Source organism: Thalassospira sp. NFXS8, from assembly GCF_040148805.1.
Lineage (GTDB): Bacteria > Pseudomonadota > Alphaproteobacteria > Rhodospirillales > Thalassospiraceae > Thalassospira.
In genome coordinates this window covers 1,490,733-1,516,658 of record NZ_JAGEMF010000002.1, presented here as the reverse complement: position 1 = coordinate 1,516,658, position 25,926 = coordinate 1,490,733, and the positions used below count along the sequence as shown (strand labels likewise).

Sequence of the window (25,926 nt, the reverse complement as noted above, 5' to 3'; positions counted from 1 at the left end):
AAAACCGGCCATGCCCCATAATGCACCTGACAAAGCAGGTTCCCCATCCTCAAACCTGACCCCCGGCGATTTTCGCAAAATAGCCCACCGGTTACCACGACCATCTCAAGCTGCCGCAATCAACATGGGGGCATCCGGGACGCATGGCACACCATCGTCAAACAAAGTCGACATTCACGGCCTGTCACGCCTGGGAAAGCTGATTTTTCGCCAAACCGAAACCTTGCAGGATTATGTCGCCGATTTCCCGGCCATCGCATATCTGATCGACGGGCGCAAAACCGTGGGCACCAGGCCCGATGCGCCCCCTGGCGAAACCATGATACCCGGCCAGATTTTGCTGATCCCGGCGGGGCTTCCGCTAACGGTGGTAAATTACCCCGATCTGGAAACCGGGTTATATAGCGCACTGGTGCTTGAATTTTCACCCGACCTGATCATGCGATTTATTGCAGCCTACCCCGAAATTCGCGACATTACCGCCGCCGCTGCGGCACCCCAAAAGCTGGTCATCGCCCCCAAGCAGCCGCTTTTACGGTCCATGCTGGCGGTCATGTCACTGCTGACCGCCCCGACCAGCCAACATGACCGCATCATCATCCGTCACCGGTTAATGGAGGTTTTACTACTGTTGGCCCAACACGGGCAGGCAGGGCCGCTTTTGTTACTTGCCACCACATCCACGATAGAAGACAGACTTTTGGCCCTGTTTCGCCTTTCCCCGGCACGCAAATGGCAAAAACCACAAGTCGCCCGTCACCTTGGCATCAGCCCGTCGTCGATTGACCGGCATTTAAAGCAGGCTGGCACCAGCTTTCGACAATTGCTTGAAGGGGAACGTATGACCCATGCCGCTACCCTGCTGGCCCAAATACACACAAAACAATCAACCACCCCTGCCCCAACGGGCGTTGATAGATCTACACCACATCAGAAAATACCGAACATACGGGTCGTTGCTCCGTCTGCGCCGCCAATCACCATTGCCGATATCGCCTTTCAATGCGGGTATCAGTCGCAATCCGCTTTTGGGCGGGCCTTTTTGCGCCATTTCGGCCACAGCCCGATGCAGACGGTACAAAACATGGTGTGATCCGCACATATGATGGAGTTCAAAGCTGATAACCTTGATGGATCGACACATACCGAACCATCAGGAAACCTGCCATGAAAACCCTCTGCACTGCACGTTCCCCCGTCAATACGCCTTGCGCCCCAAAACACCGACACCTGCAATTTTCCGCCATGGTTGCCTTTGGTGTCGGCATTGTCCTTACAATGGCAGCAATAATCCGGCCCGCATCAGCGCTGGAATTACACAGCAGCGACTTCGCCGATAACGGCCCATTGGCTGATGCACAGGTTTTCAACGGCTTTGGCTGTAAGGGCGGCAACATATCGCCAGCCCTGTCCTGGTCAGACGTCCCCGATGGGACCAAAAGTTTCGCCCTGATGGTGCATGACCCGGACGCACCAACAGGCAGCGGCTGGTGGCATTGGGTCGTTACCGACATCCCGGCAGACCGACGCAGCCTGCCGCAAAATGCAGGCGATGCAACAAATCCGAATGCAATTCCCGACGCACATCAATTAAAAACCGATTTTGGCCTGGCTGGTTATGGTGGTCCGTGCCCGCCGGTTGGCGATGCACCACACCCCTATCAGTTTACGTTATTTGCCCTTGATGTTGCCGCACTTGAAATGGATGCCAACGCCAGCACAGCACTGGTCGGTTTTATGGTGCACGCGCACACCATCGCCCGCACCACCGTAACCGGTACATATGGCCGCCCGGGCAAATAACCGCTGAACGCATGGCGACATGCAAATTTCCCGCCGGTGCGCGGATAAAACACTTTACGGTACAAGCATATGGTTGCGCCAAACCGGCGGCCCGCGTAAACAGGGCAGGCATATACACATTACCTGTTACGCGCCGCCGGAGCCCTGCCATGTCAGCCCACACCAACCGCACTGCCAACCCTGACGAAATTTCACGTTTTTCTGCCATGGCGGATGAATGGTGGAACCCCGAAGGCGTGATGAAACCGCTGCACAAATTTAATCCGGTACGGTTACAATTGTTGCGCGATAATATTGCCGCCCATTATGGCCGTGACCTTAATGATATCAACCTGCTTAACGGGTTGGATATCATTGATATTGGCTGTGGTGCGGGCCTACTTTCCGAGCCGATGGCGCGGCTGGGCGCAAACATGACGGCCCTTGATGCCGCAGAAAACAACATAAATGTTGCCCGCGTGCATGCCAAACAGGCCGGCCTGACCATCGATTACCGCCTTGGCACACCTGAAACGATGGTTGACGAAGGCCGCCAGTTTGATGTGGTTTTAAATATGGAAGTCATCGAACATGTCGATGACCCGGCCTTTTTCATGCAAGCCTGTGCAGCACTACTTAAGCCAGGTGGCATCATGTTTATCGCGACCCTGAACCGTACCCTTAAATCGCTGGCACTGGCTAAAATTGGCGCAGAATACATATTGCGCTGGGTACCGGCCGGGACGCATGACTGGCGCAAATTTGTCAAACCGTCAGAATTATCGCGCTATATCCGCGATTGCGGCCTGCAATTAACCGACATCACCGGCATTTCCTATAATCCGGTGCAGGATAAATGGCAGCCTGCCCCGCACGATCTTGACATCAATTATCTGGCGATCGCAACCAAGCCATCCCTTGACGAATTGTAACGGTAACGTTGTCATGCCTTTGTCCGTAACGCCTGCCCGGCTTGAAACACAACGCCTGGTTCTGGAGCCCTTCGGGTTGCCCGAACATATTGCGGCATGGTGCAAAATGGATATGGATGCCGATGTCATGCGTCATATTCGCCAGCCCAGCCCCGATATAGCCAGTGCCCGCGCCCGGCTGACCCAGGCCGACGAAGGCACCCCGGCCATTCTCGGCAACTGGGGTGTCCGCGAAAAAGAAAGTAACACCATTGTGGGCCGCGCCCTGTTACGCTGGCTCGCAGATGATAGCGGTGTTGAAATCGGCTATCGTCTTGGTCGTGCCTGCTGGGGCAAGGGATATGCCACCGAACTGGCACAACGTGTTGTCGCACATGGCTTTGAAGACCTTGGTCTTGCCGTGATATGCGGGGTTTATCAAACCGGCAATCTGGCATCACGCAAGGTTTTGGCAAAATGCGGCATGAACGATGCCGGGACAACTTCGGTTCATGGTGGTAGCGCAAAGCCACTCATGAAAATAACTGCCGCCACATGGAAGAACGGGCCAACAACAACGTTTGCCTGATACAATTTTAACGGATCAGGAAAAACCGGTCATGACCCAACAACCCACCCTTACCACCGATCGACTGGTGCTGGAGCCATTTGGCGACGCCCATGTTCCGGCATTGGCACGTGCAGATATGGATGCGCGCGTCATGCGTTATATCCGCGCGCCCAGCCCCGATTATGAATCGGCCAAGGCCCGTATTTGCCAGATATTGATGCGTGACGATGGCGTACTGGGCGTGTGGGGTGTTCGCCTGCGCGATACAGCCCAGGTAATTGGTCTGGGTATTTTGCGCCCGCTTCCCGATGATAGCGACATCGAAGTCGGCTATCGCCTGTTGGTGCCGCACTGGGGCAAGGGATATGCGACTGAAATTGCCAAATGCCTGACCAATTACGGTTTTGGCACCCTGAACCTAACCAGCATCGTCGCAACATTTGATGCTGAAAACGACGCATCGCGCCACGTGCTGACAAAATGTGGCTTGCGCGACGATGGCATGACAACAGCCTATCATTCAGCAGGCACACCGCTGGTACGTCTGAATGTTGAAAACTGGTCAAACGATGTTGCCGGGCCTTCTATGACGGCAACGGCGGTCAAAAACAGCTGACTGGCACAAAGCCCGATATCTGTCACAACTGATCTATCCGGTATCCCTTGCCAACTGACCTATGCGATCAGGGCGCAAGGGATTTTCCGGTATTCACATTACAACGGGTCAGTTCTTTTTGGATTTGTCCTCGACCCACGGCAAGGCATGCACATCAATGCCTTCATCCACCAGTTCGGTGGCTTCCTTGATGGTTGCTTCGCCGTAAATGCCGCGTTTTTCAGTTTCACCATAATGGATTTTGCGGGCTTCCTCGGCAAAACCGGTGCCTACATTTTCGCAATTGGTTTCGACCTGGGCGCGAAGTTCGCTCAGCGCCTTGTGGGTTGCCTCGGCAATAGCTGCCTTTTTGCGATTTTCTGCCGCCGTTTCCTTTTGCCGTGATGTCCGCAGGCGCGGCGCCATCAGGGCCTTACTCACCTGGTCAGACCCGCACATAGGGCACGAAAGCTCGCCGCTGGTCGATTGCGCCTCGTATGTCGCACTATCGCGAAACCAGCCTTCAAATTCGTGGTCATGGTTACATTTTAACTGAAACAGAATCATGATTGCGTTTGGTCAAGTCACGTTAAAGGTATGTGAACAAAAAAGGGCTCTTGCCGATATATGGCGATTTTATCGCAAAACACCAGCACTACCATGCAAATGCTGCGTGTTTTCCGGTCATGGCCGCATGCCGTTTGTTCTCGAATGTCCCGAATATCCCGAACAAAGCATCAAACGTCCAAAAAACGATCAGCCGTGACACCAACAAACGCACCCTGCACCCTCTCGGCTCCGCAACCCGGCGTTACCACAAGTTAAACAGCCAGAACGCCCCCAAAACAGGCCCCCCCCTTGAAATAGCCGACAAGGCCGGATTTTTCGGCGGTATTATCCGCATTTTGGTGCCAATCCTGAAGATGAAACAGCTTCAAAAACAAACAATCAAAGATAGAATACTTCCTAAAATAAATGCAAATGTGAAACAGTTCACATTTATTCCCGGATCTCGATTTTAATCAAACAATTTCAAATGTTTATATCGTTGAAAAATCCCGAAACCGAATGTCACCATGCGATAATGTTTCTGTCACAGAACTGTTGCACACACTTCCTATAATCCCGGCGCGAACCAGGGGGCCTTGCCCCCTTCATTGTTTCACAAGGGGGTAAAATTGATGAAACGCGTTCTTTGGGCCACCGCACTTGCCAGTTCCATGTGCTCTACCGCAGCTTTCGCTGCTGACAAATTGCCACAGGCAGAAAACCCGTATTACACGGCAGCCCAGCAAGAATTGCAGATGAAACTGGCTGACAAACCGAACACCAACAAAGCCAAAAACATTATTTTGTTTGTTGGCGATGGCATGAGCATCCCGACCGTCACCGCAGCGCGCATTTTTGAAGGCCAGCAGCGCGGTGTCGACGGCGAAAGCAACAGCCTGGTATTTGGTCAGTTCCCGAACGTGGCCCTGTCGAAAACCTACACCAACGACGCCCAGATCGCAGACTCGGCCCCGACCGCATCCGCAATGATGAGCGGCGTTAAGTCAAACAACGGCACCATCGGTGTTTCAGGCGATGTTAAACGCGGCGATTGTGCTGCACAACTTGCCCACCCGACCGTCTCGCTGGCAGAGCGTGCCGAACTGCTCGGCATGTCAACCGGTGTGGTTTCCACCGCCCGCCTGACCCACGCCACCCCGGCCGCGACCTATGTTCACACCGCCGACCGTAACTGGGAAAGCGATGCCGACCTGTCGGACGATGCCAAAAAGAACGGCTGCCCCGACATTGCATCACAGCTTGTTGCCTGGGCACCGGGCGACGGTTTTGAAGTTGCCTTTGGCGGTGGTCGCCGCATGTTCATGGATAAAACCATGGCCGACCCGGAAGACAAGGGCAAAACCGGCCAGCGTACCGATGGCCGCGACCTGACCGCCGAATGGGTCAAACGTTATGGCAATGAAGGCGCATTTGTCTGGAACGAAGAACAGTTCAAAGCCATTGACCCGGCCAAAACCAAACACGTTCTGGCCCTGTTTGACCGCTCGCACATGGAATATGAAGCCGACCGCGCCAAGGATGCCGGTGGCGAGCCCAGCCTGGCCGAAATGACCGAAAAAGCCATCGACATGCTGTCGCAGAACGACAAGGGTTTCTTCCTGATGGTTGAGGCCGGTCGTATCGACCATGCCCATCACGAAGGCAATGCTTTCCGCGCCCTCGAAGATACCGTTGCCCTGAACGATGCTGTTAAAATGGCCCTGTCGAAAGTGAAAACCGACGACACCCTTATCATTGTTACTGCCGATCACAGCCACACCATGACCATTTCGGGCTACGCATCGCGCGGCAACCCGATCCTTGGTCTTTCCGAAGAAAAAGGCGACGATGGCAAGCCTTACACCACCCTTGGCTACATGAACGGCCCGGGCGCCCTGAAAGACGAACTGCGCGCCGATCTGACCAATGTTGACACCCAGGACCCCGACTTTCTGCAGCAGGCCCTGGTGCCGATGAGCAGCGAAACCCATGCTGGTGACGACGTTGCGATTTTCGCGACCGGCCCGTCAGCCTATCTGTTCCACGGTGTTGTTGAACAGAACTTCATCTATCACGTCATGGATTACGCCGCACAGGTTGAAAGCCAACTGGCAAAGTAAGCCCGACGACGTTGATCTTGCAAAACCGGCCGCAAACAATGCGGCCGGTTTCCTCATTTGGAGGTTTGGAAAATGACTTGTGATCGCCGTTCATTTTTGGCCGGTGGCAGTGCCGCCCTGTTGGGCCTGATGGCAGCCATTCCGCTCGCCCGCGCCGCCGAAAGCCTTAAAATCCGCGATATTTATAAAACCCAGGACGAATTTTCCGCCACCGCCAAAAACCTTGTCGGAAAACGGATCGAAATTCCCGGCTTTATGGCCCCGCCGCTTAAGGCCGATGCCAGTTTCTTTGTCCTGACCAAACGCCCAATGTCGGTATGTCCGTTTTGCGAAACCAGCGCCGACTGGCCAAACGACATTGTTTTTGTCCGTATGCGCGAAAAACTTGATGCCGTTCGCTTCAACCGCCCGATCATCACTCAGGGTGTTTTGGAGTTGGGTGTTGCCAAAGATCAGGAGACCGGATTTGTCAGCCTCGTCCGACTTGTCGATGCCAGCTTCGACCTCGTCTGAAACCGCGTCTGCCATCAAAACCGGCAAGAGCGACAACAGCGACAACAGCACAAGCCCGCCTCTTGCGATAAATGATTTGTCGCTTGGTTTTGCCAAACAAACCGCCCCGATCCTCTCGCTGCCCCATCTTGTGGTTGCGCCGGGCACCTTGTTGGGCGTCGCCGGGCCTTCAGGGTCAGGCAAGTCATCCCTTCTCTATTTGCTAAGTGGCCTGTTGCGCCCGACAAAAGGGTCGGTTCACTGGGGGGATACCGATTTGACATCCTTGTCCGAAGGGGCATGTGATACCTGGCGGCGCCAGCATGTCGGTTTTATCTTTCAGGATTTCCATCTGATCGGTGAATTGCCGCCACTGGAAAATGTTTTGCTGCCTGCCGGGTTTCATGGCTGGCGCATCCCCGCCGATTTGCGCGCACGTGCAACCACCTTGCTTGATCTGGTCGGAGTTCCCACCAATCGCGGGTCGGTGGCCGATTTATCGCGCGGCGAACAGCAACGTGTCGCCATTGCCCGCGCATTGTTGTTTGATCCGCCCATTTTGCTGGCCGACGAACCCACCGCCAGCCTTGATGCCGTTGCCGCCGATAATTGCGCCGACATTCTGTTTGCCTATGCCCGCGAAAATAATCGCACGCTCATTGTGGTCAGCCATGATCACACCGTAATCGACCGGTGCACGCGTGTATTACAGTTCGAAAAAGGCCGGCTTTTAACCAATGCAGAGGCCGCATGAACCCGTTTCCCATCGTTTTCGCCAGCCTGCGCCGCCATTGGGTGATGAATATCCTGTTCATCGCCCTGATTGCCGTGGCCGTGGCCATTGGTGTTGGCATCACCGCCCAGGAACGCGCCCTGCGCCAGGGCAGCGCCCATGCCGCCGACAAGTTTGATATTCTGGTGGCCGCCCCGGGCAGCCATACCGACATCGTCATGAATACCATTTTCCTGCGCCCCTCGGCGGTAAACCTGCTTGAAGGGCCGATATGGTCAAAGCTGCTAGATGACGACCGGGTGGATTTTGCCGCCCCGCTGGCTTTTGGCGATTCCTGGCACGATCACAGCATCGTTGGTTCCACCGCCCAATTTATCGACTATCTATCTGGTGGCCTGCGTGATGGTGCCATGTTTGCCGACCACGAAGAAGCCGTGATTGGCGCTGCCGTTCCCCTTGAAATTGGCGACACATTCGAGCCTGCCCACGGCCATGGTATTGAAGCCGAAGAACATCATCATCACGATGTGAACATCACCGTTGTTGGCCGTATGAATGCCACCGGCACCCCCTGGGACAGCGCGATTATCGTGCCGGTCGAACAGGTATGGGAAGTTCATTCGCTTGCCAGCGGGCACGCCGAAAACGACCATGATGAAGAGCATGAGCATGAGCACGCCGCCACCGGCAGCACAGAACATGCAGATCATGACGCCCATGATGACGATGCCACCCATGAACATGAACATGAGCACGAACATGAGCACGAAACCGTAAAACTTGGCCCGCCCTTTGATGGACTGGACCTGCCCGGTGTTCCGGCAATGGTGGTGCATCCCAAATCAATTGCGGGGGCCTATGGCATTCGGTCCAGCTATCGCACCGATCACAGCACGGCGTTTTTCCCTGCCGAAGTCCTGATCGAAATGTATCAGATGCTGGGTAATGCCGGCGCCGTCATGCGTTGGATGGCGCTGGGCACACAGGCATTGGTGGTTGCCGCCATTTTGGCCGCCGTGCTGGCGCTTATGCAAATTTATCGCAAGCAATTTGCGGTTTTGCGCGCCCTTGGTGCCCCGAGGAGCTATATTTTCGGCTCGATCTGGCTGTATGTGGCGATTTTGGTGGTCTTTGGCGCCGCCATTGGGCTGGTGCTGGGTTGGGGTGTGGCACAGGCCGTATCACAGGTTTTCACCGCAGAAACCGGCATGGCCATGACGGCCACCATTGGCAAGCCGGAACTTGGCCTTGCGGCTGGCTTCGTGATTATCGGCTTTGCCCTGGCTTTGGTTCCCGCCTTTATGCTCTATCGCAAACCGGTGGTCGAAGCCCTGCGCGGATCATAACAGCACGCCATTAATCGTGCATAAAACACCAAGGACCGGCCCCGAAAGCCGGTCCTTTATTTTATTAAAAGCACAATCAGGCCGGGCTGTAATCATGGTCATTACGCAAGGATGGCACCATCGCGCGGACTTCATTCACCCGTTCCAGATCAATTTCAGCCGTGATAAAGCCCGGCTCAGTGCCGCCATCGGCCAAAACAACACCCCACGGGTCAATAATCAGGGAATGGCCAAATGTTTGCCGGTCGCCAGGGTGGTCACCACACTGGGCGGCAGCAATGACAAAGCAGCCGGTTTCAATGGCACGGGCGCGCAGCAAAGTGTGCCAGTGCGCCTGCCCGGTCGTGCGGGTAAAGGCAGCGGGGATGGTTAACACCGTTGCGCCCGCCTTGGCATAACCGCGAAACAAATGCGGAAACCGCACATCATAACAAATCGCCAAACCGATATCGGCCTGATCGGTTTTAACCAGCCGGGCGGCATCGCCGGGGCGAAAGGTTTTGCTTTCGCGGTAAGACTCGCCATTGGCAAGGTCCACGTCAAACATATGGATTTTATCATAGGATGTCAGAACTGCCCCGTCCGGGCCAATCGCATAACAACGGTTGGCAACCCGGTCTTCACCCGGCACGCTAACGTGAAGCGACCCGACAATCAGTGTGCTTTCAAGTTCGCGCGCCAGATCACTGAAAAATGCCAGCGCCGGATGATCCTTTTCGGCATAGGCGGCGGCACGCACCTTGTCGCCACCAAACGACATCATCGATACATTTTCGGGAAAGGTAATTAACCGCGCCCCGGCTGCATGGGCATCGCGCGCATAAATCGCCGCGCGCGCCAGATTATCATGCATGTCATCGCGGCTGTTTACCTGAACACAGGCAGCGGTAAAACGGGTCATGGTTAATTCTCCTTATCCGACGACGCCGGTTATCATCAATTTACCCAACAATAGGCAGCGAAAGCAGCGGGAGAAAGTCCAAAAACAAAAAAGGGGCGGCCCGCAATATGCGCAGCCACCCCTTTTTCAAGTTCGTCTTGATTATGCCGAAAGCATTTTATCCAGACCGCCCTTGGCGTTCAACGCCATCAGTTCGTCGCAGCCACCAATATGTTCATCATTGATAAAAATCTGCGGCACACTGGTTTTGCCACCGGCACGGTCCATCATTTCGCGTTTGCGGCGCGGTTCCATCATCACGTCGATCACGTCGTAATCGGCATTTTTCTCATCAAGCAACTTGCGGGCCCGCTTGCAATAGGGGCACCAGTCGGTTGCATAAACTTCAATTTTCGCCATCGATTCAATTCCTTTTATTTCGGGCTCCTGACCCGGAATATCCGTGTGTTGGAAAGGTATATAACAGATAATTTCGCGTTCGTCAGCGTACCACCCGCGCAATTGTGATCAGGTCCACCTGCATGGCTCCGGCTTTTTTTAGCACATACGCACAGGCCGCCGCCGTGGCCCCTGTTGTTAAAACATCATCCACCAGCACAATTTTGCGCCCGGTCACGTCATATTTCGTCGCCATTTTGGCCGATATCGCAAAGGCCCCCTGCACCTCGCGCAGGCGGGATGTTCGGCCCAGCCCGGCAAGGCTGCGGGTTTTGCGTTTACGGGTAATCAAATCGGGTGCAAACAAAATACCGGTTTGTTTTGCCAGCGACGCGGCCAACAAACCCGACTGGTTATAACGGCGCATTAATAACCGACTGCGATGCAGGGGGACGGGTACCAGCAACGTGGCATCGGGCCAAAAATCCTGCCCGGCCTGCATCATCCAGCGGGTTAAAAGCGGGGTTAGATCGGTCCGGTCACCATGCTTATAGCGCAACACATAATCCCGGCTGCCATCATCATAAATCAGGGCGGCGCGGGCCCGATCATAAGGCGGGGTATGGCGCAAACATGGGCCGCATAAAACACCTTTGGCATATTTTGCATCCCGCGCGGCCATTTCGTCGGCGGGGGCTAGCATTTCCACCGGCATCAATTCAAACGGATACCCGCAACAGGCACAAAAAGGCGGCGACACAAACCGCAACGCCGACCAGCATTCGGCACACAGCGCATGGGGGGCATCACTGATAACGCCACATCCCCCGCACCGCGCAGGCAACAAACCGCGCAAAATTGCCTGCCAAACCGCCGTGCCTACCCGCTTAAAGGGCTGACGATCATGGTGCGCATCCACCTTCTGATCCTGATTATCCATTCACCCCGGCTTCTCCCCCTGTCTGCAGCCGCCCCTGCCCATGCAACGCTACGCTACAATACTTATTCGTATTGACGAACAGCAGGATTTGCGCGCAAACGCTTCGTTGCAAAATCAATAAAGGCCCGCACCTTGGCCGATGCCCGCCGCCCTTCGGGATGCACCAGATGGATCGGCACTGGGTTTTCGTCATATTGCTCCAGCACCGTTTCAAGCTGGCCCGATGCCAAAGCCGGACTGATCTGATAAGACAACAATCGTGCAATGCCCCAGCCGTCAAGGGCTGCCTGCAAGGCTGCATCCGTCGCATTGGTTAACAAGGTCGGCTGAACCACTACTGCAACTTTTTCCGTGCGGCCAAACCGCCATTCCTGGGTGGTTGGCGGGTTGGTGGTGCCAATAATGCGGTGCGCGGCCAAATCAGCCGGTTTTTCAGGCCTGCCATACCTTGCAAAATAGGCAGGGGCGGCACAAACCAGCCGTTTAACCGCGCCAACCCGTACCGCACTTAAACCTGAATCCGTCAAATGCCCAATACGGACCGCAAGGTCCATGCCCTCCTCAACCACATTCACCACCCGGTCAAGCAACAAGACCTGTCCGCGCATACCGGGGTTTTCATCAAGAAACGCCATTAAAATCGGCATGACAAACATTTTACCAAACAGAACCGGAGCCGTAACAGTCAGGGTGCCGGTTGGCGTGGCATAGGCCCCCCCGGCGGCCGCTTCTGCCTCGGCCAGATCATCAAGGATACGGCGGCAATCGCGCATATAACGATCCCCCGCTTCGGTCAGCTTTACGCTGCGCGTGGTGCGGGTCAACAATCGCGCACCGGTAATTTCTTCCAAAAAGGCAATGGCACGGGTCACCGCAGGCGGGCTCATACGCAAATCACGCCCGGCCTGGGCAAAACTGCCACAATCCGCCACCCGAATAAAAACCTTCATCGCTTGCCAGCGGTCCATGAATTACCTTTCTATGCCACGTGTGAAAGCGCCGCCTTATTATTCCCCAATACGGAACAGTACATTCCAAATACTCTATCTTAACTAACATAATTGAAACAATCATAATCATTTCATCAGCCGTTCCCTGCACCTCCTTTCAAAGGAAAATGCTATGAAACTTTATGATTTTCCACTTTCCGGCCATTCCCACCGCGCCCATCTGTTCTTGTCCCTGATCGGTGCCGACTATGATCTGATCCCTGTTGACCTTGCCAATGGAGAACATAAAAAGCCGGCATTTCTGGCGTTAAACCCGTTTGGGCAGGTGCCCGTACTTGAGGATGACGGCGTAATCATCCCCGATTCCATCGCCATTATGGTTTATGTTGCCAAAAAATACGGCAAAACCGATTGGTTGCCCGAAGACCCGCAACATGCCGCCCAAATCCAGCGCTGGTTATCTGTCGCTGCCGGTCAAATCGCGTATGGCCCCTGTGCCGCACGCCTTGTCACTGTGTTTGGGGCCGATTTCAACACCGATGAGGTCATTGCCCGGGCGCACAGCATTTTAACGCTGATTGATGCCGAACTTGCCAACCGCGACTGGCTGGTTACCGACCGGGCGACCATCGCCGATGTCGCACTTTACAGCTATATCGTGCAGGCCCCGGAAGGCAATGTCGATATCAGCCCCTATCACAACGTGACCAAATGGCTTCGCCAGATCGAGGCTTTGCCGGGCTTTGTCCCCTTTCCGACCACCCAAGCCGGTTTGCGCACAACCAGCTAACCTGGCCCGGTCATCACCAACCCGCATTTCAAACGCCGAACACGGCAGGCGGCCCCGTTTTGGGTGCCGCTGCCCCTTGGTGCCTGCTTTTTCAGCAAAGGTAATTCCCATGTCGATGTCATATTCCAAGCCAGCGTCTGAAACATGGCATGAAGGTGAACGCACCCTTCATCAACACATGGGAATTACCACGCAAATGGCCGAAATCGGCAACCGTGCCATTCGCGACCATATGATCGAACAACACCGCACCTTCTTTGCCAAACTGCCCTTTGTGGTTTTGGGTACTGTCGATGACCGCGATAATGTCTGGGCCACTATTCGCACCGCCTCCCCCGGCTTTATGCGGGCAAAAAACGACACCACATTACACATCAACCTGTCCCCCAACAGCAATGATCCGGCCCAAGGCGGCCTTGCCAATGGCAAATCAGTCGGTCTTTTGGGAATCGAGCTTGAAACGCGCCGCCGCAACCGCATGAATGGCCGTATTGCCAATTTTGACGATGCCGGATTTGAAATTTCCGTTCATCACAGCTTTGGCAATTGCCCGCAATATATTCGCCTGCGCGACCATTATTTCCTCTCCCAAGGCACTGCTGCCAACCCGGACGAAACCGTAACCCGTCTCGACCATACCGATGATTTTTGCCAAAATCTGATCAAAAATGCCGATACGTTTTTTGTCGCCAGCTATGCAGACCGCGCCACGGAAACCCCCGGTTCCACCTCCCACGCACGCCGCGAAGTGGATGTTTCACACCGGGGTGGCAAACCGGGCTTTGTCAGGCTTGACGACGATGGCGGGCTGACCATCCCCGATTTTGCAGGAAACCTGTTTTTCAATACGCTGGGTAATATTTTGCAAACCGGACGCGCCGGGCTGATTTTTGCCGATTTTGAAACCGGCACTATTTTGCAACTGACCGGCCGGGCCGAAATCCTGCTCGACAGCCCCGAAATTGCTCATTTTCAGGGGGCTGAACGCCTGTGGCGTTTTTCCCCCACTCACATCGTTATTCGTAAAAATGCACTGCCCCTGCGCTGGCACCCGCGCGATGGCGGACAATCCCCAAACAACCTTTTAACCGGCACCTGGGACGAAGCCGCACAGCGTGCCATTGCATTACGGATGGCAAATCAATGGCGGCCGCTTGAAGTTGTTCGCATTGTTAATGAAAGTCGGTCGGTGAAATCATTCCATCTGGCCCCCGTTCGCGGGCATACGGGCACAAACGCACATGAAAACACGGGCGAAAAGACTGGGGAAAAGACTGGGGCAAATACGCAACATGCCATTTCCAGCACATTAATCCCGCCTGTTGCCGGCCAATTCCTGCCCATTCGCATCACAATGGCCGATGGCAGCAAACATGTGCGCACCTATACGCTGTCCTCGGCCCCAACTGACCGGAACTACCGTATCAGTGTTGCCCGTCAAAACGGCGTATCGCGCCATTTGCACGACACCATTGCCATTGGCGACATCATCGAAGCCCGCGCACCACAAGGAAACTTTGTGCCAGACATCCAATCAAACCGCCCGATTGTGATGATGGCAGGCGGCATTGGCATTACCCCGTTCATCGCAATGATGCGGCACATATTATACGAAGCCCATCGCGCCCGGCGCATTCAACCCTGTTGGCTGTTTTATGCCGCACGTAACAAACAGGACCGTGCCTTTGAACACGAACTGGCCGAACTCGAACAGGCATCGCAGGGCATGTTTAAAATCATCCGGGTTCTGGGCGACACCAACAATGCCCTGCCCCACCGCGATTATGATGCCAGCGGCTTCATCGACATGGACCTTTTACAATCAGCACTGCCGTTTGATGATTACGATTTTTATCTGTGCGGCCCGCCGGGTTTCATGCAGGCCCTGTATGACGGACTGCGCAGCAAAAACATTGCCGATACCCGCATCCATGCCGAGGCCTTTGGCCCTGCCAGCTTAACCCGTACGCCAGATGTTTCCCCGGCAACCGGGGCATCGGACAACGCCCCGCCTGCCACCGTTTCCGATGCCCCGGTTGAAGTCACCTTTGCCCAAAGCGGTAAAACCGCCCATTGGCATCCCGACAAAAACCAAACCTTGCTGGACCTGGCCGAAGCCGAAGGCCTAAGCCCGGATTATGGGTGCCGCAGTGGAAATTGTGCAAGTTGCAAGGCCGCAATTATCAGCGGCGATGTTGCCTATGCCAACCCGCCTTCGGCAAGTTGCGACAATAACAATGCGCTTTTATGTTGCGCCATGCCTGCCGCAGGCGCCAGTGCCAAACTGGTTCTTGATGTCTAGTGACATCTGCAAGGTGCATTCATATACGTATCATGATTGATACAAAAATGAATATGCTGTGCCATCAAACCCGCCGCGCGGTCGGGCCATCCGGCCCGGTCAAACCGATGATCCATTGCACGGCTGCACTGTGCGGGCTATTTAAAGGGCAAATATAGCATTCCGCACAGTGGAGCCCCTGATGAGCGATCCGATTACGGTGTTTGATCGCCGTATCCTGAAAATGCGCCGCGACCGTGCGGCAAACCGGTCGCAGGATTACAATTTTCTGTTTGCCGAAACAGCCGAACGGCTGGCCGACAGGCTGGACGACACCACACGCAGCTTCCCCACCGCGCTTGATCTGGGGTGCCATAGTGGCGAGTTGGGCCAGATCCTTGGCAAACGCGGCGGCATTGAAACACTTTTCCAATCCGACATTTCGCTGGGTTATGCCCGCAACGCCCAAAATGGTGCGGTCAAACACCCCACCCTTGTCGCGGACGAGGAATTTTTGCCGTTTGCCCACGGGTCGCTGGATTTGATCCTGTCGAACCTGTCGCTGCACTGGGTGAATGATTTGCCCGGTATGCTGGTTCAGGCCCGGCAGGCACTAAAACCCGACGGGTTCTTTTTGGCATCAATGCTGGGTGGGGAAACGCTAAAAGATTTACGCGATGCGCTGATGACGGCCGAAGCCGAAGAAGAAGGCGGGGTATCACCGCGCATCTCGCCGTTTATTGATGTCCGGGATGCTGGCGCGCTTTTGCAACGCAGTGGCTTTGCCCTGCCAGTGGTTGATATTGATGAAATCACGGTGGATTACCCCGACGCACTAAAACTGATGCGCGACCTTGCCGGTATGGGCGAAAGCAACCTGATTTTAAAACGCAGCAAAAAATTCACCAAACGCAGCACCCTTGCCCGTGCTGCCGCAATTTACCACGACCGCCACGCCCGACCCGACGGACGGGTAAATGCCCGTTTTCAGGTGGTGTACCTTACCGCATGGTCACCCGATGAAAGCCAGCCCAAACCCCTGCGCCGTGGCAGTGGACAGGTTAGCCTGGTTGATTTTTTGGGCGATGTGCCAGACAAACCAAAGCCGGTAAACTAGGCCTTACTTACCCCCTTGAACCATCTCGCGAATTTTCGTGGCCTTTTCAAAATGATCAAGCTGGTGGGTTTTGATCCACCAGTTTGCAGCCTCCATCAACAGGTCGGGGTCATCATTGCGGTTGGCAAAAAACGCATAAAATGACAAGCCGACATTTGGCCCTTTCTGCGCGATTTTCCTGTCGCAAATTTCAATGATCTTTTGGCGAAGGCTGTCTCGCATATCTGATCCTTTGAACACCTTTGGGCATCAGGGGGGTGATGTATGACCGAAATGCCGTGAAATTGGCACGATGTTTACCCGACACACATGACAGGTTCTGTCAGGACAGATTTTTGAAAGGCCGACCATGCACCTGCCCTCACCGCTTATCCGTGGCAAACTGATCCAGCGTTACAAGCGTTTTCTGGCCGATATTGAACTGGAAAATGGCGATGTTATCACCGCGCATTGTGCCAACCCCGGTGCGATGACCGGGTTAAAGGATGCCGGGCTGGCTGTGTGGGTTTCAACATCGGATAACCCCAAACGCAAACTGAAACATAGCTGGGAGTTATGCCAGGTGGGCGATGCGATGGTGGGAATTAACACATCCCACCCCAATGCCATCGTCGAAGAAGCCATCCTTGCCGGAAAAATCCCGGAACTGGCGGGTTACGAAACCCTGAAACGCGAAGTTAAATACGGGCAGAATTCGCGGATCGACATTTTACTATCCGACCCTGACAAAGGCCTGTGTTACGTCGAAATCAAAAACGTGCATTTAAAACGCGATAATGCCCAGCCGGGCCTTGCCGAATTTCCCGATGCCGTCACAAAACGCGGCGCCAAGCACCTTGATGAAATGACCGAAATGGTTGCCCAGGGCCACCGTGCCGTCATGCTTTATCTGATCCAGCGCACAGATTGCGACCGGTTCACGCTGGCCAACGATATTGACCCGCATTATGCCGCCCGTTTCAAGGTTGCCACATCACACGGGGTTGAAGCCATTGCCTATGATTGCGCCATTGATCCATTATCGGTCACGGTGCGCAACAAGCTACCCGTTTTGCCGACCGGTTAAAGCGCATTACATCTGGCACACAGATTAGCGATGTTTTGTCGCCCCGGCCCTTATCTGATCCAGACTGGCAACAAGATCACTAAAACGGTCACCCTGTACTTTTACATGGGCAAGCAGAAGGGCCCGTGTCGCTTCCGCGTTCCCCCCCAGAATATTTTCAATGATCGCTTCATGTTCATCAAAAGACGTCTTCATACGGTTGCGCACACGCAACTGAAGGCGGCGATAGGGCCTTAGGCGCCGATGCAGAAAGGCACATTGTTCGTTCAAAAAGCTGTTTTGGCTGGCGGAATAGATGACGTGATGAAAAGCCTCGTTTTCATAATAATAGGCGTCGGTATCCTCATTGTCGGCTGCTGCCTGGCATCGGTTATGCGCGCTTAAAAGCTGTTCTTTATCGTCGGCCGTATGTCTTCGCGCAGCCAGGGCACCTGCCATCCCCTCAAGTTCAGCCATCACCTCAAACATCTCAAACACATATTTGGGTCCGTGATCGGCCACAACCGCCCCCCGGCGCGGTCGAAATTCGATCAGGCCGATAGCATTTAATTGCATAAGGGCCTCTCTGATCGGGGTGCGCGATACGCCAAATCGGGTGGCTAACTGCGTTTCATCCAATCGTTCGCCGGGCGCAAAATCTCCCGTAAGAATCCCGTTCTCAATATCGTCTCTAAGCTTGTGAAATGTGTTTGTCGTCATTCGATACACCGCATACGTATTTTTACTTTTTGTATACAAGAAAGTTGACTCTGCACACAAAAACAACATTAATTTTAGCGTGCAGATAATAATTCAACCAAAAGGGAGGACACTATGCACAAACGCAGTAAAAAAATTGCACTACCAGCAATGCTTGCACTCGGTGTTATTAGTATCGGCACTGCGACTGATGCCAATGCCCGGGTAACCAATTTTGAAATCACAGCAAAAAGCGCGGCTTTTGAAGGTATGCCCTTCCCCGCAATCGGCACTTATGACCGCATTGATGCCAAGGCAACCTTCGCCGTCGATCCGAACTCTCCTCGTGTGGCCAACATTGTCGATATTGACAAGGTTCCTGTTAACCAGCAGGGCGAAATCGTATTTTCGACCGAGGTTTCAATTCTACAACCGACAGATGCCAATAAAAAATCCGGTTTGCTTTTCTATGAGGTCCCAAACAGGGGACGTAATCTTAGCTTTATGCTTTTAAACCGGTCAGCATCTTCAGATATCCCTGCAAAGGCAGGTGATGCCGGTGACGGATTTTTGATGCTGCGCGGCGACACTGTGGTGTGGTCGGGCTGGCAAAGCGATTTACCCGCCTCAGCCATCAATCTTGACCTTCCGGTGCTTAACGACATTACCGGTCCATCGCGCGAACAGTTCATTTTTGACAAACCGGGTACAACCGGCAAAGGCACCCTGACCTATCCCGCCGCCGACCTGGACCCGACAAAAGCAACCCTGACCGTTCGCGAAAATGAAAATGATCCACGTACAACCCCGGCCGGGCTGTCCTTCACTTATATCAGCCCCACCGAAATTGAAATCACCCGCCCCGAGGGCATGGATGCCGGTGCCATTTACGATTTCGTTTACCCGGCCAAAAACCCGGTTCCGCAAGGGCTTTCTTTCGTTGCGACCAGCGATGTCATTTCTTTCCTGCGGGGCAATCCGGGCCACGATGCCCGGGACCCGTTAACGGGCATCAAGCACACAGTGGGACTTGGCATTTCGCAATCCGGGCGTTTCCTGCGCGATTTCATTTATCAGGGTTTTAATGCTGACGAAACCGGGGCCAAGGTTTTCGACGGTGCCATGGCGCATATTGCCGGTTCGCGCAAAACCTTTACCAATTACCGTTTTGCCCAACCGGGCCGGTATTCACGCCAACATGAAGACCACGACTATCCCGGTGATCAGTTCCCGTTTACCTACACCGAAACAACCGATCCATTGACGGGCAAACAGGATTCCATCCTTGACGTCTGCGAAAAAACAGACACCTGCCCCAAGATCATGCATACCGATACCTCGACCGAGTTTTGGCAGGCCCGCGCCTCACTGGTTACAACATCGCCAGACGGCAAACCGCTTGAGATGCCTGAAAATGTGCGGCTTTATTTTATTGAGGGCGCGCCGCATTTCAATGGCTGGGCGACTGAATCAAAAATGGATCCGGTTTGTCGTTACCCCACCAACCCGCTAAGTGCGGCCCCGGTTATGCGGGCCTTGTATGCGCGCATGGCAGACTGGATCACAACGGGTAAAACACCGCCCGCCAGCCGCTATCCAAACCTTAAAGACGGCACTTTAACGCCGCTGGCCGATTTCAAAATGCCAAAATTTGGCGACACGGCCCCGGTGCCGGCCTATAACACATTACAGGTCATGGATCATTCAGCCGTTCCGCCCAAACGCGGTGCAACTTACCCCGCATATGTCCCGCCCGTTGATGCCAATGGCAACCCGACCGGTGGTGTTGCCCTGCCTTATGTCGCGGCACCTTTGGGCACCTATGCTGGCTGGAACCTGCGTAATGACGGCTATGCCCCGGGTGAATTATGCAGCCTGACCGGGCTTTTTGTGCCCTTTGAAAACAATGCATCGGGCGATGGCCGCAAAAGCCTTGCGCAACATTATCAAAATCAGACCGACTATTTGGATAATGTTCGCGCAGCATCGCAGAACCTGATCAGGCAGGGCTATATGCTGCCTGACGACATCGATTATGTGATGGATAAAGCCAGGGCCCAAAGCGTTAGTCTGCACAATTAACGAAACAGGGCACACGCGGCGGGTGCATGAACCGTATTCTCATGCACCCGCCATCCATACCCTGGGCTCGCCTTTATGGCGGGCTTTTTTTCATGCCGCAAAACCGGCATAAAAATAATCAGAGCCCCTCAATCCTCCATTCGGGAAAGCGTGCCACGATCGCCCCTGATTAAATATTTTTGCCCACCCCCACTTATCTGTGCAATCAAAACAGGTATTAACAACCGCAGCAGGCCCGAATTTTGGCAAATATGATCCATAACAAAGCATAATTTACAATAATGGGGGCATATTGGCCTTTTAACCTGGTCCTGTTGCGCGCCCGGACCTTGCTTCTTGGGCCTACAACGATTATTTCATTAGGCTGCAAAGCATTATCGGTGAGAAATGGGGCCCGCCCCATAAGGATCGCCAACACAAGGAGAATTCGGTTGGCAAACGGCAAAGTAAAGATTCACGGCCCCGAAGCATTTGAAGGCATGCGCGCCGCCGGACGGCTGGCTGCGGAAGTGCTGGACTTCATTACCCCCTATGTCGTGCCCGGCGTAACCACCGGCAAACTTGATGATCTGTGCGATCAGTATATTCGTGATCATGGGGCCGTTTCGGCCTGCCTGAATTATCGCGGTTTTCCCAAATCCATTTGCACATCAATCAACCATGTTGTGTGCCATGGCATTCCCGGTGATAAAAAACTGCAAAATGGCGACATCATGAATATTGATGTTACCGTTATTCTTGATGGCTGGTATGGCGACACCAGCCGCATGTATATTGCGGGCACCCCCAAGGTGATGGCGCAACGTTTGGTAGACGTAACCTATGAAGCACTATGGCGCGGCATTCGGGCGGTAAAGCCCGGCGCGACACTGGGCGATATTGGCCATGCCATTCAGTCCTATGCCGAATCTGAACGGTTTTCGGTTGTTCGTGATTTTTGTGGTCATGGTCTGGGCCAGGTTTTTCACGATGCCCCCAATATCCTGCATTATGGCAAACCGGGCGAAGGCCTTGTTTTGGAACCTGGCATGATCTTTACCATCGAACCCATGATCAACCAGGGCACCTACGAATGCAAGGTTCTGTCCGATGGCTGGACGGCCGTTACCCGCGATCGCAAACTGACAGCACAGTTTGAACATTCGCTAGGTGTGACAGAAGATGGCTATGAAATCTTTACCACATCACCTGCCGGAATGGAAAAACCACCCTATGCCATCAGCGACGCGGCACAATAATACGCCGCAATAAACCAGCAATGGTTCGGTAAATGAATAAAAGGCAGACCGGTTCAAAACCTGGCCTGCCTTTTTTTATTCAGCCGCCATTGTCACCTTTGGCACCTCGTTTACAAGAATGCGCAACCGCCCATCCACCCGGCGAATACGCAATTCGCGATATTTAACCAGGTAAACCAACCCCACAATTGCCGCGGCAATCCCCGACAGGGCCGCCACGCCCAAAGCCCAGCGCGGCCCGTATTGATCGGCGATCCAGCCGACAATAGGTGCGCCAATTGGCGTGCCGCCCATGGCAATTGCCATGCGAATAGCCATAACCCGCCCCCGCATCATCGGATCGGTTGAAAGCTGGATCAGGCCGTTACTGGAACTCATGAAAGTCAGGGCGGCAATACCAATAATCACCAGCGAAGCGCCAAACAGCCAATAGCTTGGCATAACGGCCGCAACGATACATCCCACCCCGAAAACCAGCGCACCATAAAATAACAGACCAATTTGCGGTGTGGCCCTTTGTGCTGCAAACAGCGCCCCCATGACCGTCCCCACAGCCATCATGGATGACAGCATGCCATATTCCCCGGCCCCGGCATGAAAAACCGTAACCGCCATTGTCGAAATGAAAATGGGAAAATTCAGCCCGAAAGTGCCAATCAGAAACAGCATCAGAAAGATCGCCATCAAATCGGGCCGGGCAGCAACATAGCGAAAACCGCTGACCAGATTACCCCGCCCGCGCAAGGGGCGCCGGGTGACATTCAGTTCCCCGGTTCGGATCGCCATTAAAGACCACAACACACCAATAAATGACGCTGAATTTAACAAAAACACCCAACCCGTACCCACGAATGCAATTAAAACACCGGCAACCGCCGGGCCAATCATGCGAGCTGCATTAAAGGACGTGGAATTAAGGGCGATGGCATTGGACAAATGGTGTTCCGGCACCAGATCGGAAACAAAGGTTTGCCGCGCGGGTGCGTCAAAAGCGGCAACACAGCCCAGCAAAAAAGCAAAAACATACACATGCCAAAGCTCGATCAGGCCGGTTATCGTTAGCAGGCCAAGCCCCAGGCCAAGCAATCCCATCAGGGCCTGTGTCACCATCACCAGTTTGCGACGGTCAAAATAGTCGGCAGCAAAACCGGTAAAGGGCAACATCAACAACTGCGGGCCAAACTGCAGCCCCATGACGATGCCCACGGCCGTTGAATTATGGTCTGTCAGTTCCGTCAGAACAATCCAGTCCTGGGCGGTGCGTTGCATCCATGTACCGGTGTTGGAAATGATCGCTCCGCTGGCCCATACCCGATAATTATAAACCGCCAACGAACGAAAGGTGCCTTTCATCGGGTTTTTCATAACAGCCCCCCGCATAATCGGGCGGAATAATGATTAGCCCGAAATTGCCGGGACCATTTTTTTTGTGTTGTCATTTCCCGGCACTTTCACGATCAAAACAGGCAATAATATCGGCAACTGTTCCGGTTTCGCCCAGGCGCGGAAAAACGCGCGTCACGCTGTTAACATGGGCGTCTTTGTTCATATCGGTCATGGCGTCGACCGCCAATGTCACATTCAGCCCCAGTTCATGGGCCTGGCGTGCCGTGGATTCCACACCGATGCTGGTGGCAACACCACATATAACAACCTGTGTTACACCCTGCTGGGCCAGATAATCAGCCAACCCGGTTTTGCTAAACGCACCCCATGTATGTTTGGTTACCAAATGGTCGCCGGTGCCTGCCCCCAGTTCGGGGGCCAAGTCGGCCCAGTCTGGCGGGAATGTTGCGGTTCGGGGTGGTTGTTCGTTACGACCCGGTGCCATGCCCGCAACATTGACCAGCACCACGGGCAAATTGCGCGCCCGAAATTCCCCACTCAGTTGCACCGATTTTGCCAATACATCCTCGATCGGATGAACTGTCGGATAAGCCATAATGCCTTTTTGCAAATCAATCACGATCAGGGCAGTTTGGGGATCAAGAACAGTAACAGACATGGGGCGCAATCCTTTGTTAGGGCGAATTTGGGGGCGCAGAACCGGGCACGGAAAAACAACAAGGCAGGGTGCAGACGGCCGTTTTGACAGCATGGCGGGCACTATTTGCAAACACAACAGATGCCGGGGGCATCTACAGAAGCATTAAAAAAAATCGGTCATTTAAGGGCGCCGCAGTCAGGTTTCTGGGCAAACCGGGCACAACATGCCAAGGTCATATCGCAGCAGGCAAAACCCCAAGGAACGGCATAACGAAACTGGATGGCGGGAAGGCCGATGGATCATGGCTTGCGGCTTGAAAGTGATCGCCTGGCTTTCGGCATTGCGCCGGGTGTTAATATCGCAGTCTGGCGATCTGCCATTTGCCGGTTTAAACAGTGGAAACAGGTATTAGCTATCAACAATCCGGCGTAACAGATTGGTGGCATCAGAAAGTGTTTGTTGTTCCTCGTCTGAAAAGTTTTCCAAAATGGCATGATAAAGCCAGTCTTCGCGCACAGCGCGGCTGGCCTGCATCCAGTCACGACATGACCGGGTTAGGGACAGCAAGGTTTGCCGCCCGTCATTCGGGTCCGGGTGGCCGACAACCAGCCCGGCATTCACCAATGCCGTAATATGCGCCCCCATTGATTGCGGGCGCACACCTTCGGCGCGGGCCAGCACCGTTACGGTTGCGGGGCCATCTTTTTCCAAATAACGCAGCACACCTTTTTGCGTCCAGTTCAGGTCGCCCAAATGCGCCTGCGCGCGCAATTTACGCCGCAATCTGCCAATAATGGCATGCAGTTCGGTGGCCAGGGCAAGGGCGGGTGTTGGTGCGGGCAAGGAAGAAGATTGTTCGGCGTTATCTTGGGTGTTTGTCATATCATGGCTTTCACATACAAAGGCAATCTACCAAGTTTACCTTTCTATATTGGTGAAAATAGACGAAGCCTCTGTATTGTCAAGCGCACCTGATAACAATTTTAAAATCATCAATTAAGAACCGGAATGTCCGCACCATACCTGTGCGACAAACAAAAACGGCCAGCCCCGCATATGTGCAAAGCTGGCCGAATAGTCTGTAACGTTCGATAAAAAAGAAAGTTACTGCCGTGTGTCGCGTTTTATATGGCGCTTAACAAAAGCGATGCGTTAACGCCACCAAACCCGAACCCGTTGCACAAGGCATGTTTCAAATCAGCCTTGCGGGCATGGTTGGGCACAAAGTCCAGGTCTTCCAGGCCTTCATCCACGTGATGCAGGTTAAGGGTGGGGGGCAATATGCCGTCGCGCAGGGCCAGCGCTGTAAAAATCGCCTCGACACCACCTGCAGCACCAAGCAAATGGCCAATTGCCGATTTGGTCGATGAAATGGGAAGATTGGGCAAATGATCGCCAAATACCCGGCGCAAACCGGCAACTTCGGCCCGATCCCCCACCGGCGTGGATGTTGCGTGCGCATTAACATAGCCAATATCGGTCGTCCCAAGCCCCGCCATGCGCAAAGCTGCCTGAACCGCCAATGCACAACCCGATCCGTCTTCGGGGCCTGCGGTTAAATGATAGGCATCTGCACTGGTGCCATAACCGGTAATTTCCACCAGTGGTGTTGCCCCGCGGGCCAGCGCATGTTCCAGCGTTTCAATTACCATCAAACCGGCCCCCTCGCCCATGACAAACCCGTCACGGTCGCGGTCAAACGGGCGGGATGCCTCCTGCGGGGCGTCATTGCGCGTTGAAAGGGCACGGGCAGCCGAAAAACCACTGACTGACAAGGGATCAACACACCCTTCGGTACCGCCCGCCAAAACCACATCAGCTTCACCAGACCGGATAAGGCGAACACCATCACCAATGGCCTGCAAACCGGCAGCACAGGCTGTTACAGGGGTGCCAATTGGCCCGCGAAAACCGTGCTTTATCGACACATTGCCTGCGGCCATATTGGCCAGGAAGGAGGGCACGACAAAGGGCGAAATCCGTGACGGGCCGCGCTCGATCAAGACTTCCTCGGCATGGGTAATTACCGGCAACCCGCCAATACCGGTACCAATGACGGTTCCGGTGCGATCCCTGGCATCCTGATCAAGGTCAACCCAGCCTGCCTGCGTCAAAGCCTGCCCGGCGGCCGCAAGGGCATAAATGGTAAACAGATCAACTTTTTTGCGGTCTTTTTTGGAAACCACATCGTCCATATTCAACCCGGCAGGATGTTCGTTTTGATCGGGCACCAGGGCGGCAAATTTGGTTGATAAATTGCTACTGTCAAACCGGTTATGGGTCACAATACCGGATTCACCGGCAATCAGCCGTTGCCACACAGCATCAAGGCCGCATCCCAGGGGCGTCACAAGGCCCATTCCGGTCACCACTATCCGCTGCGTCATCATGCCCTCGTCTTCAAATAAAAAATGTTGAT

Annotated in this window: 27 protein-coding genes; 16 read left to right on the top strand and 11 right to left on the bottom strand. The window is 54.2% G+C overall.

Going from position 1 to position 25,926, the window contains the following annotated elements; translation table 11 throughout:
* Window positions 1-10: 10 nt before the first annotated feature.
* From J4E05_RS16045 to J4E05_RS16025, 5 genes are all read left to right on the top strand, one after another.
* The gene (locus J4E05_RS16045; protein WP_349597448.1) at window positions 11-1,093 is read left to right on the top strand and encodes a helix-turn-helix transcriptional regulator; all 1,083 of its coding nucleotides are present in this window, start codon (window positions 11-13) and stop codon (window positions 1,091-1,093) included.
* A gap of 74 nt (window positions 1,094-1,167) precedes the next feature.
* A complete protein-coding gene (locus J4E05_RS16040; protein WP_349597446.1) occupies window positions 1,168-1,803 on the top strand; it encodes a YbhB/YbcL family Raf kinase inhibitor-like protein in 636 nt (211 codons plus the stop codon).
* Between the two features lie 149 nt (window positions 1,804-1,952).
* Complete coding sequence (ubiG, locus tag J4E05_RS16035; protein ID WP_349597444.1) at window positions 1,953-2,714, top strand: bifunctional 2-polyprenyl-6-hydroxyphenol methylase/3-demethylubiquinol 3-O-methyltransferase UbiG; 762 nt, start codon at window positions 1,953-1,955, stop codon at window positions 2,712-2,714.
* Between the two features lie 13 nt (window positions 2,715-2,727).
* Entirely contained in the window at window positions 2,728-3,282 is a 555-nt protein-coding gene (locus J4E05_RS16030) for a GNAT family N-acetyltransferase (RefSeq protein WP_349597442.1), read from the top strand.
* A gap of 31 nt (window positions 3,283-3,313) precedes the next feature.
* Window positions 3,314-3,880, top strand: coding sequence for a GNAT family N-acetyltransferase (locus J4E05_RS16025; protein WP_349597439.1), 567 nt, complete (start codon window positions 3,314-3,316; stop codon window positions 3,878-3,880).
* A gap of 108 nt (window positions 3,881-3,988) precedes the next feature.
* On the opposite strand, the gene J4E05_RS16020 is transcribed toward J4E05_RS16025, so the two are convergent.
* The gene (locus J4E05_RS16020) at window positions 3,989-4,426 is read right to left on the bottom strand and encodes a DUF1178 family protein (RefSeq protein ID WP_085591618.1); all 438 of its coding nucleotides are present in this window, start codon (window positions 4,424-4,426) and stop codon (window positions 3,989-3,991) included.
* Between the two features lie 32 nt (window positions 4,427-4,458).
* On the opposite strand from J4E05_RS16020, the gene J4E05_RS16015 reads away from it, so the two are divergent.
* The 5 genes from J4E05_RS16015 to J4E05_RS15995 all read left to right on the top strand — a co-directional run bounded on the left by J4E05_RS16015 (window position 4,459) and on the right by J4E05_RS15995 (window position 9,099).
* Window positions 4,459-4,881, top strand: a complete 423-nt coding sequence (locus tag J4E05_RS16015; protein ID WP_349597436.1) for a hypothetical protein — start codon at window positions 4,459-4,461, stop codon at window positions 4,879-4,881.
* 159 nt (window positions 4,882-5,040) lie between these two features.
* Entirely contained in the window at window positions 5,041-6,528 is a 1,488-nt protein-coding gene (locus J4E05_RS16010; RefSeq protein WP_349597433.1) for an alkaline phosphatase family protein, read from the top strand.
* Between the two features lie 72 nt (window positions 6,529-6,600).
* On the top strand, window positions 6,601-7,041 hold the full coding sequence (locus J4E05_RS16005; RefSeq protein ID WP_349597431.1) for a hypothetical protein: 441 nt from the start codon (window positions 6,601-6,603) through the stop codon (window positions 7,039-7,041).
* Window positions 6,995-7,774, top strand: a complete 780-nt coding sequence (locus J4E05_RS16000) for an ABC transporter ATP-binding protein (protein WP_349597428.1) — start codon at window positions 6,995-6,997, stop codon at window positions 7,772-7,774. The genes J4E05_RS16005 and J4E05_RS16000 overlap by 47 nt, the downstream gene beginning before the upstream one ends.
* Entirely contained in the window at window positions 7,771-9,099 is a 1,329-nt protein-coding gene (locus J4E05_RS15995; RefSeq protein ID WP_349597427.1) for an ABC transporter permease, read from the top strand. The genes J4E05_RS16000 and J4E05_RS15995 overlap by 4 nt, the downstream gene beginning before the upstream one ends.
* Before the next feature lie 76 nt (window positions 9,100-9,175).
* On the opposite strand, the gene J4E05_RS15990 is transcribed toward J4E05_RS15995, so the two are convergent.
* The 4 genes from J4E05_RS15990 to J4E05_RS15975 form a co-directional block, all read right to left on the bottom strand.
* Window positions 9,176-10,000, bottom strand: a complete 825-nt coding sequence (locus J4E05_RS15990; protein WP_349597424.1) for a carbon-nitrogen hydrolase family protein — start codon at window positions 9,998-10,000, stop codon at window positions 9,176-9,178.
* 141 nt (window positions 10,001-10,141) lie between these two features.
* Window positions 10,142-10,399 (bottom strand): glutaredoxin 3, encoded by a 258-nt coding sequence (gene grxC / locus J4E05_RS15985; RefSeq protein WP_085591606.1) that lies wholly within the window; start codon window positions 10,397-10,399, stop codon window positions 10,142-10,144.
* Window positions 10,400-10,481: 82 nt separating this feature from the next.
* Complete coding sequence (locus tag J4E05_RS15980) at window positions 10,482-11,318, bottom strand: ComFC family protein (RefSeq protein WP_349597421.1); 837 nt, start codon at window positions 11,316-11,318, stop codon at window positions 10,482-10,484.
* A 62-nt stretch (window positions 11,319-11,380) separates the two neighbouring features.
* Window positions 11,381-12,286, bottom strand: a complete 906-nt coding sequence (locus J4E05_RS15975) for a LysR family transcriptional regulator (RefSeq protein WP_349597418.1) — start codon at window positions 12,284-12,286, stop codon at window positions 11,381-11,383.
* A 154-nt stretch (window positions 12,287-12,440) separates the two neighbouring features.
* Between J4E05_RS15975 and J4E05_RS15970 the strand changes: the two genes are divergently transcribed.
* The 3 genes from J4E05_RS15970 (at window position 12,441) to J4E05_RS15960 (ending at window position 16,456) form a co-directional block, all read left to right on the top strand.
* Window positions 12,441-13,058 carry a glutathione S-transferase family protein gene (locus tag J4E05_RS15970; protein ID WP_349597415.1) on the top strand — a complete coding sequence of 206 codons (618 nt, stop codon included), beginning with the start codon at window positions 12,441-12,443 and terminating at the stop codon, window positions 13,056-13,058.
* 109 nt (window positions 13,059-13,167) lie between these two features.
* Entirely contained in the window at window positions 13,168-15,360 is a 2,193-nt protein-coding gene (locus J4E05_RS15965; RefSeq protein WP_349597413.1) for a 2Fe-2S iron-sulfur cluster-binding protein, read from the top strand.
* Window positions 15,361-15,541: 181 nt separating this feature from the next.
* Window positions 15,542-16,456 carry a methyltransferase domain-containing protein gene (locus J4E05_RS15960; protein WP_349597410.1) on the top strand — a complete coding sequence of 305 codons (915 nt, stop codon included), beginning with the start codon at window positions 15,542-15,544 and terminating at the stop codon, window positions 16,454-16,456.
* 3 nt (window positions 16,457-16,459) lie between these two features.
* On the opposite strand, the gene J4E05_RS15955 is transcribed toward J4E05_RS15960, so the two are convergent.
* A complete protein-coding gene (locus J4E05_RS15955; protein WP_349597408.1) occupies window positions 16,460-16,678 on the bottom strand; it encodes a DUF6500 family protein in 219 nt (72 codons plus the stop codon).
* Window positions 16,679-16,805: 127 nt separating this feature from the next.
* Between J4E05_RS15955 and sfsA the strand changes: the two genes are divergently transcribed.
* A complete protein-coding gene (gene sfsA, locus J4E05_RS15950; protein WP_349597405.1) occupies window positions 16,806-17,522 on the top strand; it encodes a DNA/RNA nuclease SfsA in 717 nt (238 codons plus the stop codon).
* 24 nt (window positions 17,523-17,546) lie between these two features.
* Here the strand turns inward: sfsA and J4E05_RS15945 are convergent, their stop codons facing one another.
* Window positions 17,547-18,290: a GntR family transcriptional regulator gene (locus tag J4E05_RS15945; protein WP_349597402.1), complete on the bottom strand. Its 744-nt coding sequence runs from the start codon at window positions 18,288-18,290 to the stop codon at window positions 17,547-17,549.
* A gap of 45 nt (window positions 18,291-18,335) precedes the next feature.
* On the opposite strand from J4E05_RS15945, the gene J4E05_RS15940 reads away from it, so the two are divergent.
* Both J4E05_RS15940 and map read left to right on the top strand, forming a co-directional pair.
* Window positions 18,336-20,282 carry an alpha/beta hydrolase domain-containing protein gene (locus J4E05_RS15940; RefSeq protein ID WP_349597399.1) on the top strand — a complete coding sequence of 649 codons (1,947 nt, stop codon included), beginning with the start codon at window positions 18,336-18,338 and terminating at the stop codon, window positions 20,280-20,282.
* A gap of 431 nt (window positions 20,283-20,713) precedes the next feature.
* Complete coding sequence (gene map / locus J4E05_RS15935) at window positions 20,714-21,520, top strand: type I methionyl aminopeptidase (RefSeq protein ID WP_085591719.1); 807 nt, start codon at window positions 20,714-20,716, stop codon at window positions 21,518-21,520.
* A gap of 75 nt (window positions 21,521-21,595) precedes the next feature.
* Here the strand turns inward: map and J4E05_RS15930 are convergent, their stop codons facing one another.
* From J4E05_RS15930 to fabF, 4 genes are all read right to left on the bottom strand, one after another.
* A complete protein-coding gene (locus J4E05_RS15930) occupies window positions 21,596-22,885 on the bottom strand; it encodes an MFS transporter (RefSeq protein WP_349597395.1) in 1,290 nt (429 codons plus the stop codon).
* 70 nt (window positions 22,886-22,955) lie between these two features.
* Complete coding sequence (locus J4E05_RS15925; protein WP_085591586.1) at window positions 22,956-23,525, bottom strand: isochorismatase family protein; 570 nt, start codon at window positions 23,523-23,525, stop codon at window positions 22,956-22,958.
* 390 nt (window positions 23,526-23,915) lie between these two features.
* Window positions 23,916-24,389, bottom strand: a complete 474-nt coding sequence (locus J4E05_RS15920; RefSeq protein ID WP_349597391.1) for a MarR family winged helix-turn-helix transcriptional regulator — start codon at window positions 24,387-24,389, stop codon at window positions 23,916-23,918.
* Between the two features lie 242 nt (window positions 24,390-24,631).
* Entirely contained in the window at window positions 24,632-25,897 is a 1,266-nt protein-coding gene (gene fabF / locus J4E05_RS15915; protein ID WP_349597388.1) for a beta-ketoacyl-ACP synthase II, read from the bottom strand.
* Window positions 25,898-25,926: the final 29 nt, after the last annotated feature.

What these genes read in the sequence shown, in the direction of transcription:
- J4E05_RS15955 (WP_349597408.1), bottom strand. Translation starts at nt 16,678, where the DNA reads ATGCGAGACAGCCTTCGCCAAAAGATCATTGAAATTTGCGACAGGAAA.
- J4E05_RS16030 (WP_349597442.1), top strand. Translation starts at nt 2,728, where the DNA reads ATGCCTTTGTCCGTAACGCCTGCCCGGCTTGAAACACAACGCCTGGTT.
- J4E05_RS16045 (WP_349597448.1), top strand. Translation starts at nt 11, where the DNA reads ATGCCCCATAATGCACCTGACAAAGCAGGTTCCCCATCCTCAAACCTG.
- grxC (WP_085591606.1), bottom strand. Translation starts at nt 10,399, where the DNA reads ATGGCGAAAATTGAAGTTTATGCAACCGACTGGTGCCCCTATTGCAAG.
- J4E05_RS15975 (WP_349597418.1), bottom strand. Translation starts at nt 12,286, where the DNA reads ATGGACCGCTGGCAAGCGATGAAGGTTTTTATTCGGGTGGCGGATTGT.
- J4E05_RS15920 (WP_349597391.1), bottom strand. Translation starts at nt 24,389, where the DNA reads ATGACAAACACCCAAGATAACGCCGAACAATCTTCTTCCTTGCCCGCA.
- J4E05_RS15930 (WP_349597395.1), bottom strand. Translation starts at nt 22,885, where the DNA reads ATGAAAAACCCGATGAAAGGCACCTTTCGTTCGTTGGCGGTTTATAAT.
- J4E05_RS15980 (WP_349597421.1), bottom strand. Translation starts at nt 11,318, where the DNA reads ATGGATAATCAGGATCAGAAGGTGGATGCGCACCATGATCGTCAGCCC.
- fabF (WP_349597388.1), bottom strand. Translation starts at nt 25,897, where the DNA reads ATGATGACGCAGCGGATAGTGGTGACCGGAATGGGCCTTGTGACGCCC.
- ubiG (WP_349597444.1), top strand. Translation starts at nt 1,953, where the DNA reads ATGTCAGCCCACACCAACCGCACTGCCAACCCTGACGAAATTTCACGT.
- J4E05_RS15925 (WP_085591586.1), bottom strand. Translation starts at nt 23,525, where the DNA reads ATGTCTGTTACTGTTCTTGATCCCCAAACTGCCCTGATCGTGATTGAT.
- sfsA (WP_349597405.1), top strand. Translation starts at nt 16,806, where the DNA reads ATGCACCTGCCCTCACCGCTTATCCGTGGCAAACTGATCCAGCGTTAC.
- J4E05_RS15970 (WP_349597415.1), top strand. Translation starts at nt 12,441, where the DNA reads ATGAAACTTTATGATTTTCCACTTTCCGGCCATTCCCACCGCGCCCAT.
- J4E05_RS16005 (WP_349597431.1), top strand. Translation starts at nt 6,601, where the DNA reads ATGACTTGTGATCGCCGTTCATTTTTGGCCGGTGGCAGTGCCGCCCTG.
- J4E05_RS16040 (WP_349597446.1), top strand. Translation starts at nt 1,168, where the DNA reads ATGAAAACCCTCTGCACTGCACGTTCCCCCGTCAATACGCCTTGCGCC.
- J4E05_RS15945 (WP_349597402.1), bottom strand. Translation starts at nt 18,290, where the DNA reads ATGTTGTTTTTGTGTGCAGAGTCAACTTTCTTGTATACAAAAAGTAAA.
- J4E05_RS15990 (WP_349597424.1), bottom strand. Translation starts at nt 10,000, where the DNA reads ATGACCCGTTTTACCGCTGCCTGTGTTCAGGTAAACAGCCGCGATGAC.
- J4E05_RS16025 (WP_349597439.1), top strand. Translation starts at nt 3,314, where the DNA reads ATGACCCAACAACCCACCCTTACCACCGATCGACTGGTGCTGGAGCCA.
- J4E05_RS16010 (WP_349597433.1), top strand. Translation starts at nt 5,041, where the DNA reads ATGAAACGCGTTCTTTGGGCCACCGCACTTGCCAGTTCCATGTGCTCT.
- J4E05_RS15965 (WP_349597413.1), top strand. Translation starts at nt 13,168, where the DNA reads ATGTCGATGTCATATTCCAAGCCAGCGTCTGAAACATGGCATGAAGGT.
- J4E05_RS16020 (WP_085591618.1), bottom strand. Translation starts at nt 4,426, where the DNA reads ATGATTCTGTTTCAGTTAAAATGTAACCATGACCACGAATTTGAAGGC.
- J4E05_RS15960 (WP_349597410.1), top strand. Translation starts at nt 15,542, where the DNA reads ATGAGCGATCCGATTACGGTGTTTGATCGCCGTATCCTGAAAATGCGC.
- J4E05_RS15940 (WP_349597399.1), top strand. Translation starts at nt 18,336, where the DNA reads ATGCACAAACGCAGTAAAAAAATTGCACTACCAGCAATGCTTGCACTC.
- J4E05_RS15995 (WP_349597427.1), top strand. Translation starts at nt 7,771, where the DNA reads ATGAACCCGTTTCCCATCGTTTTCGCCAGCCTGCGCCGCCATTGGGTG.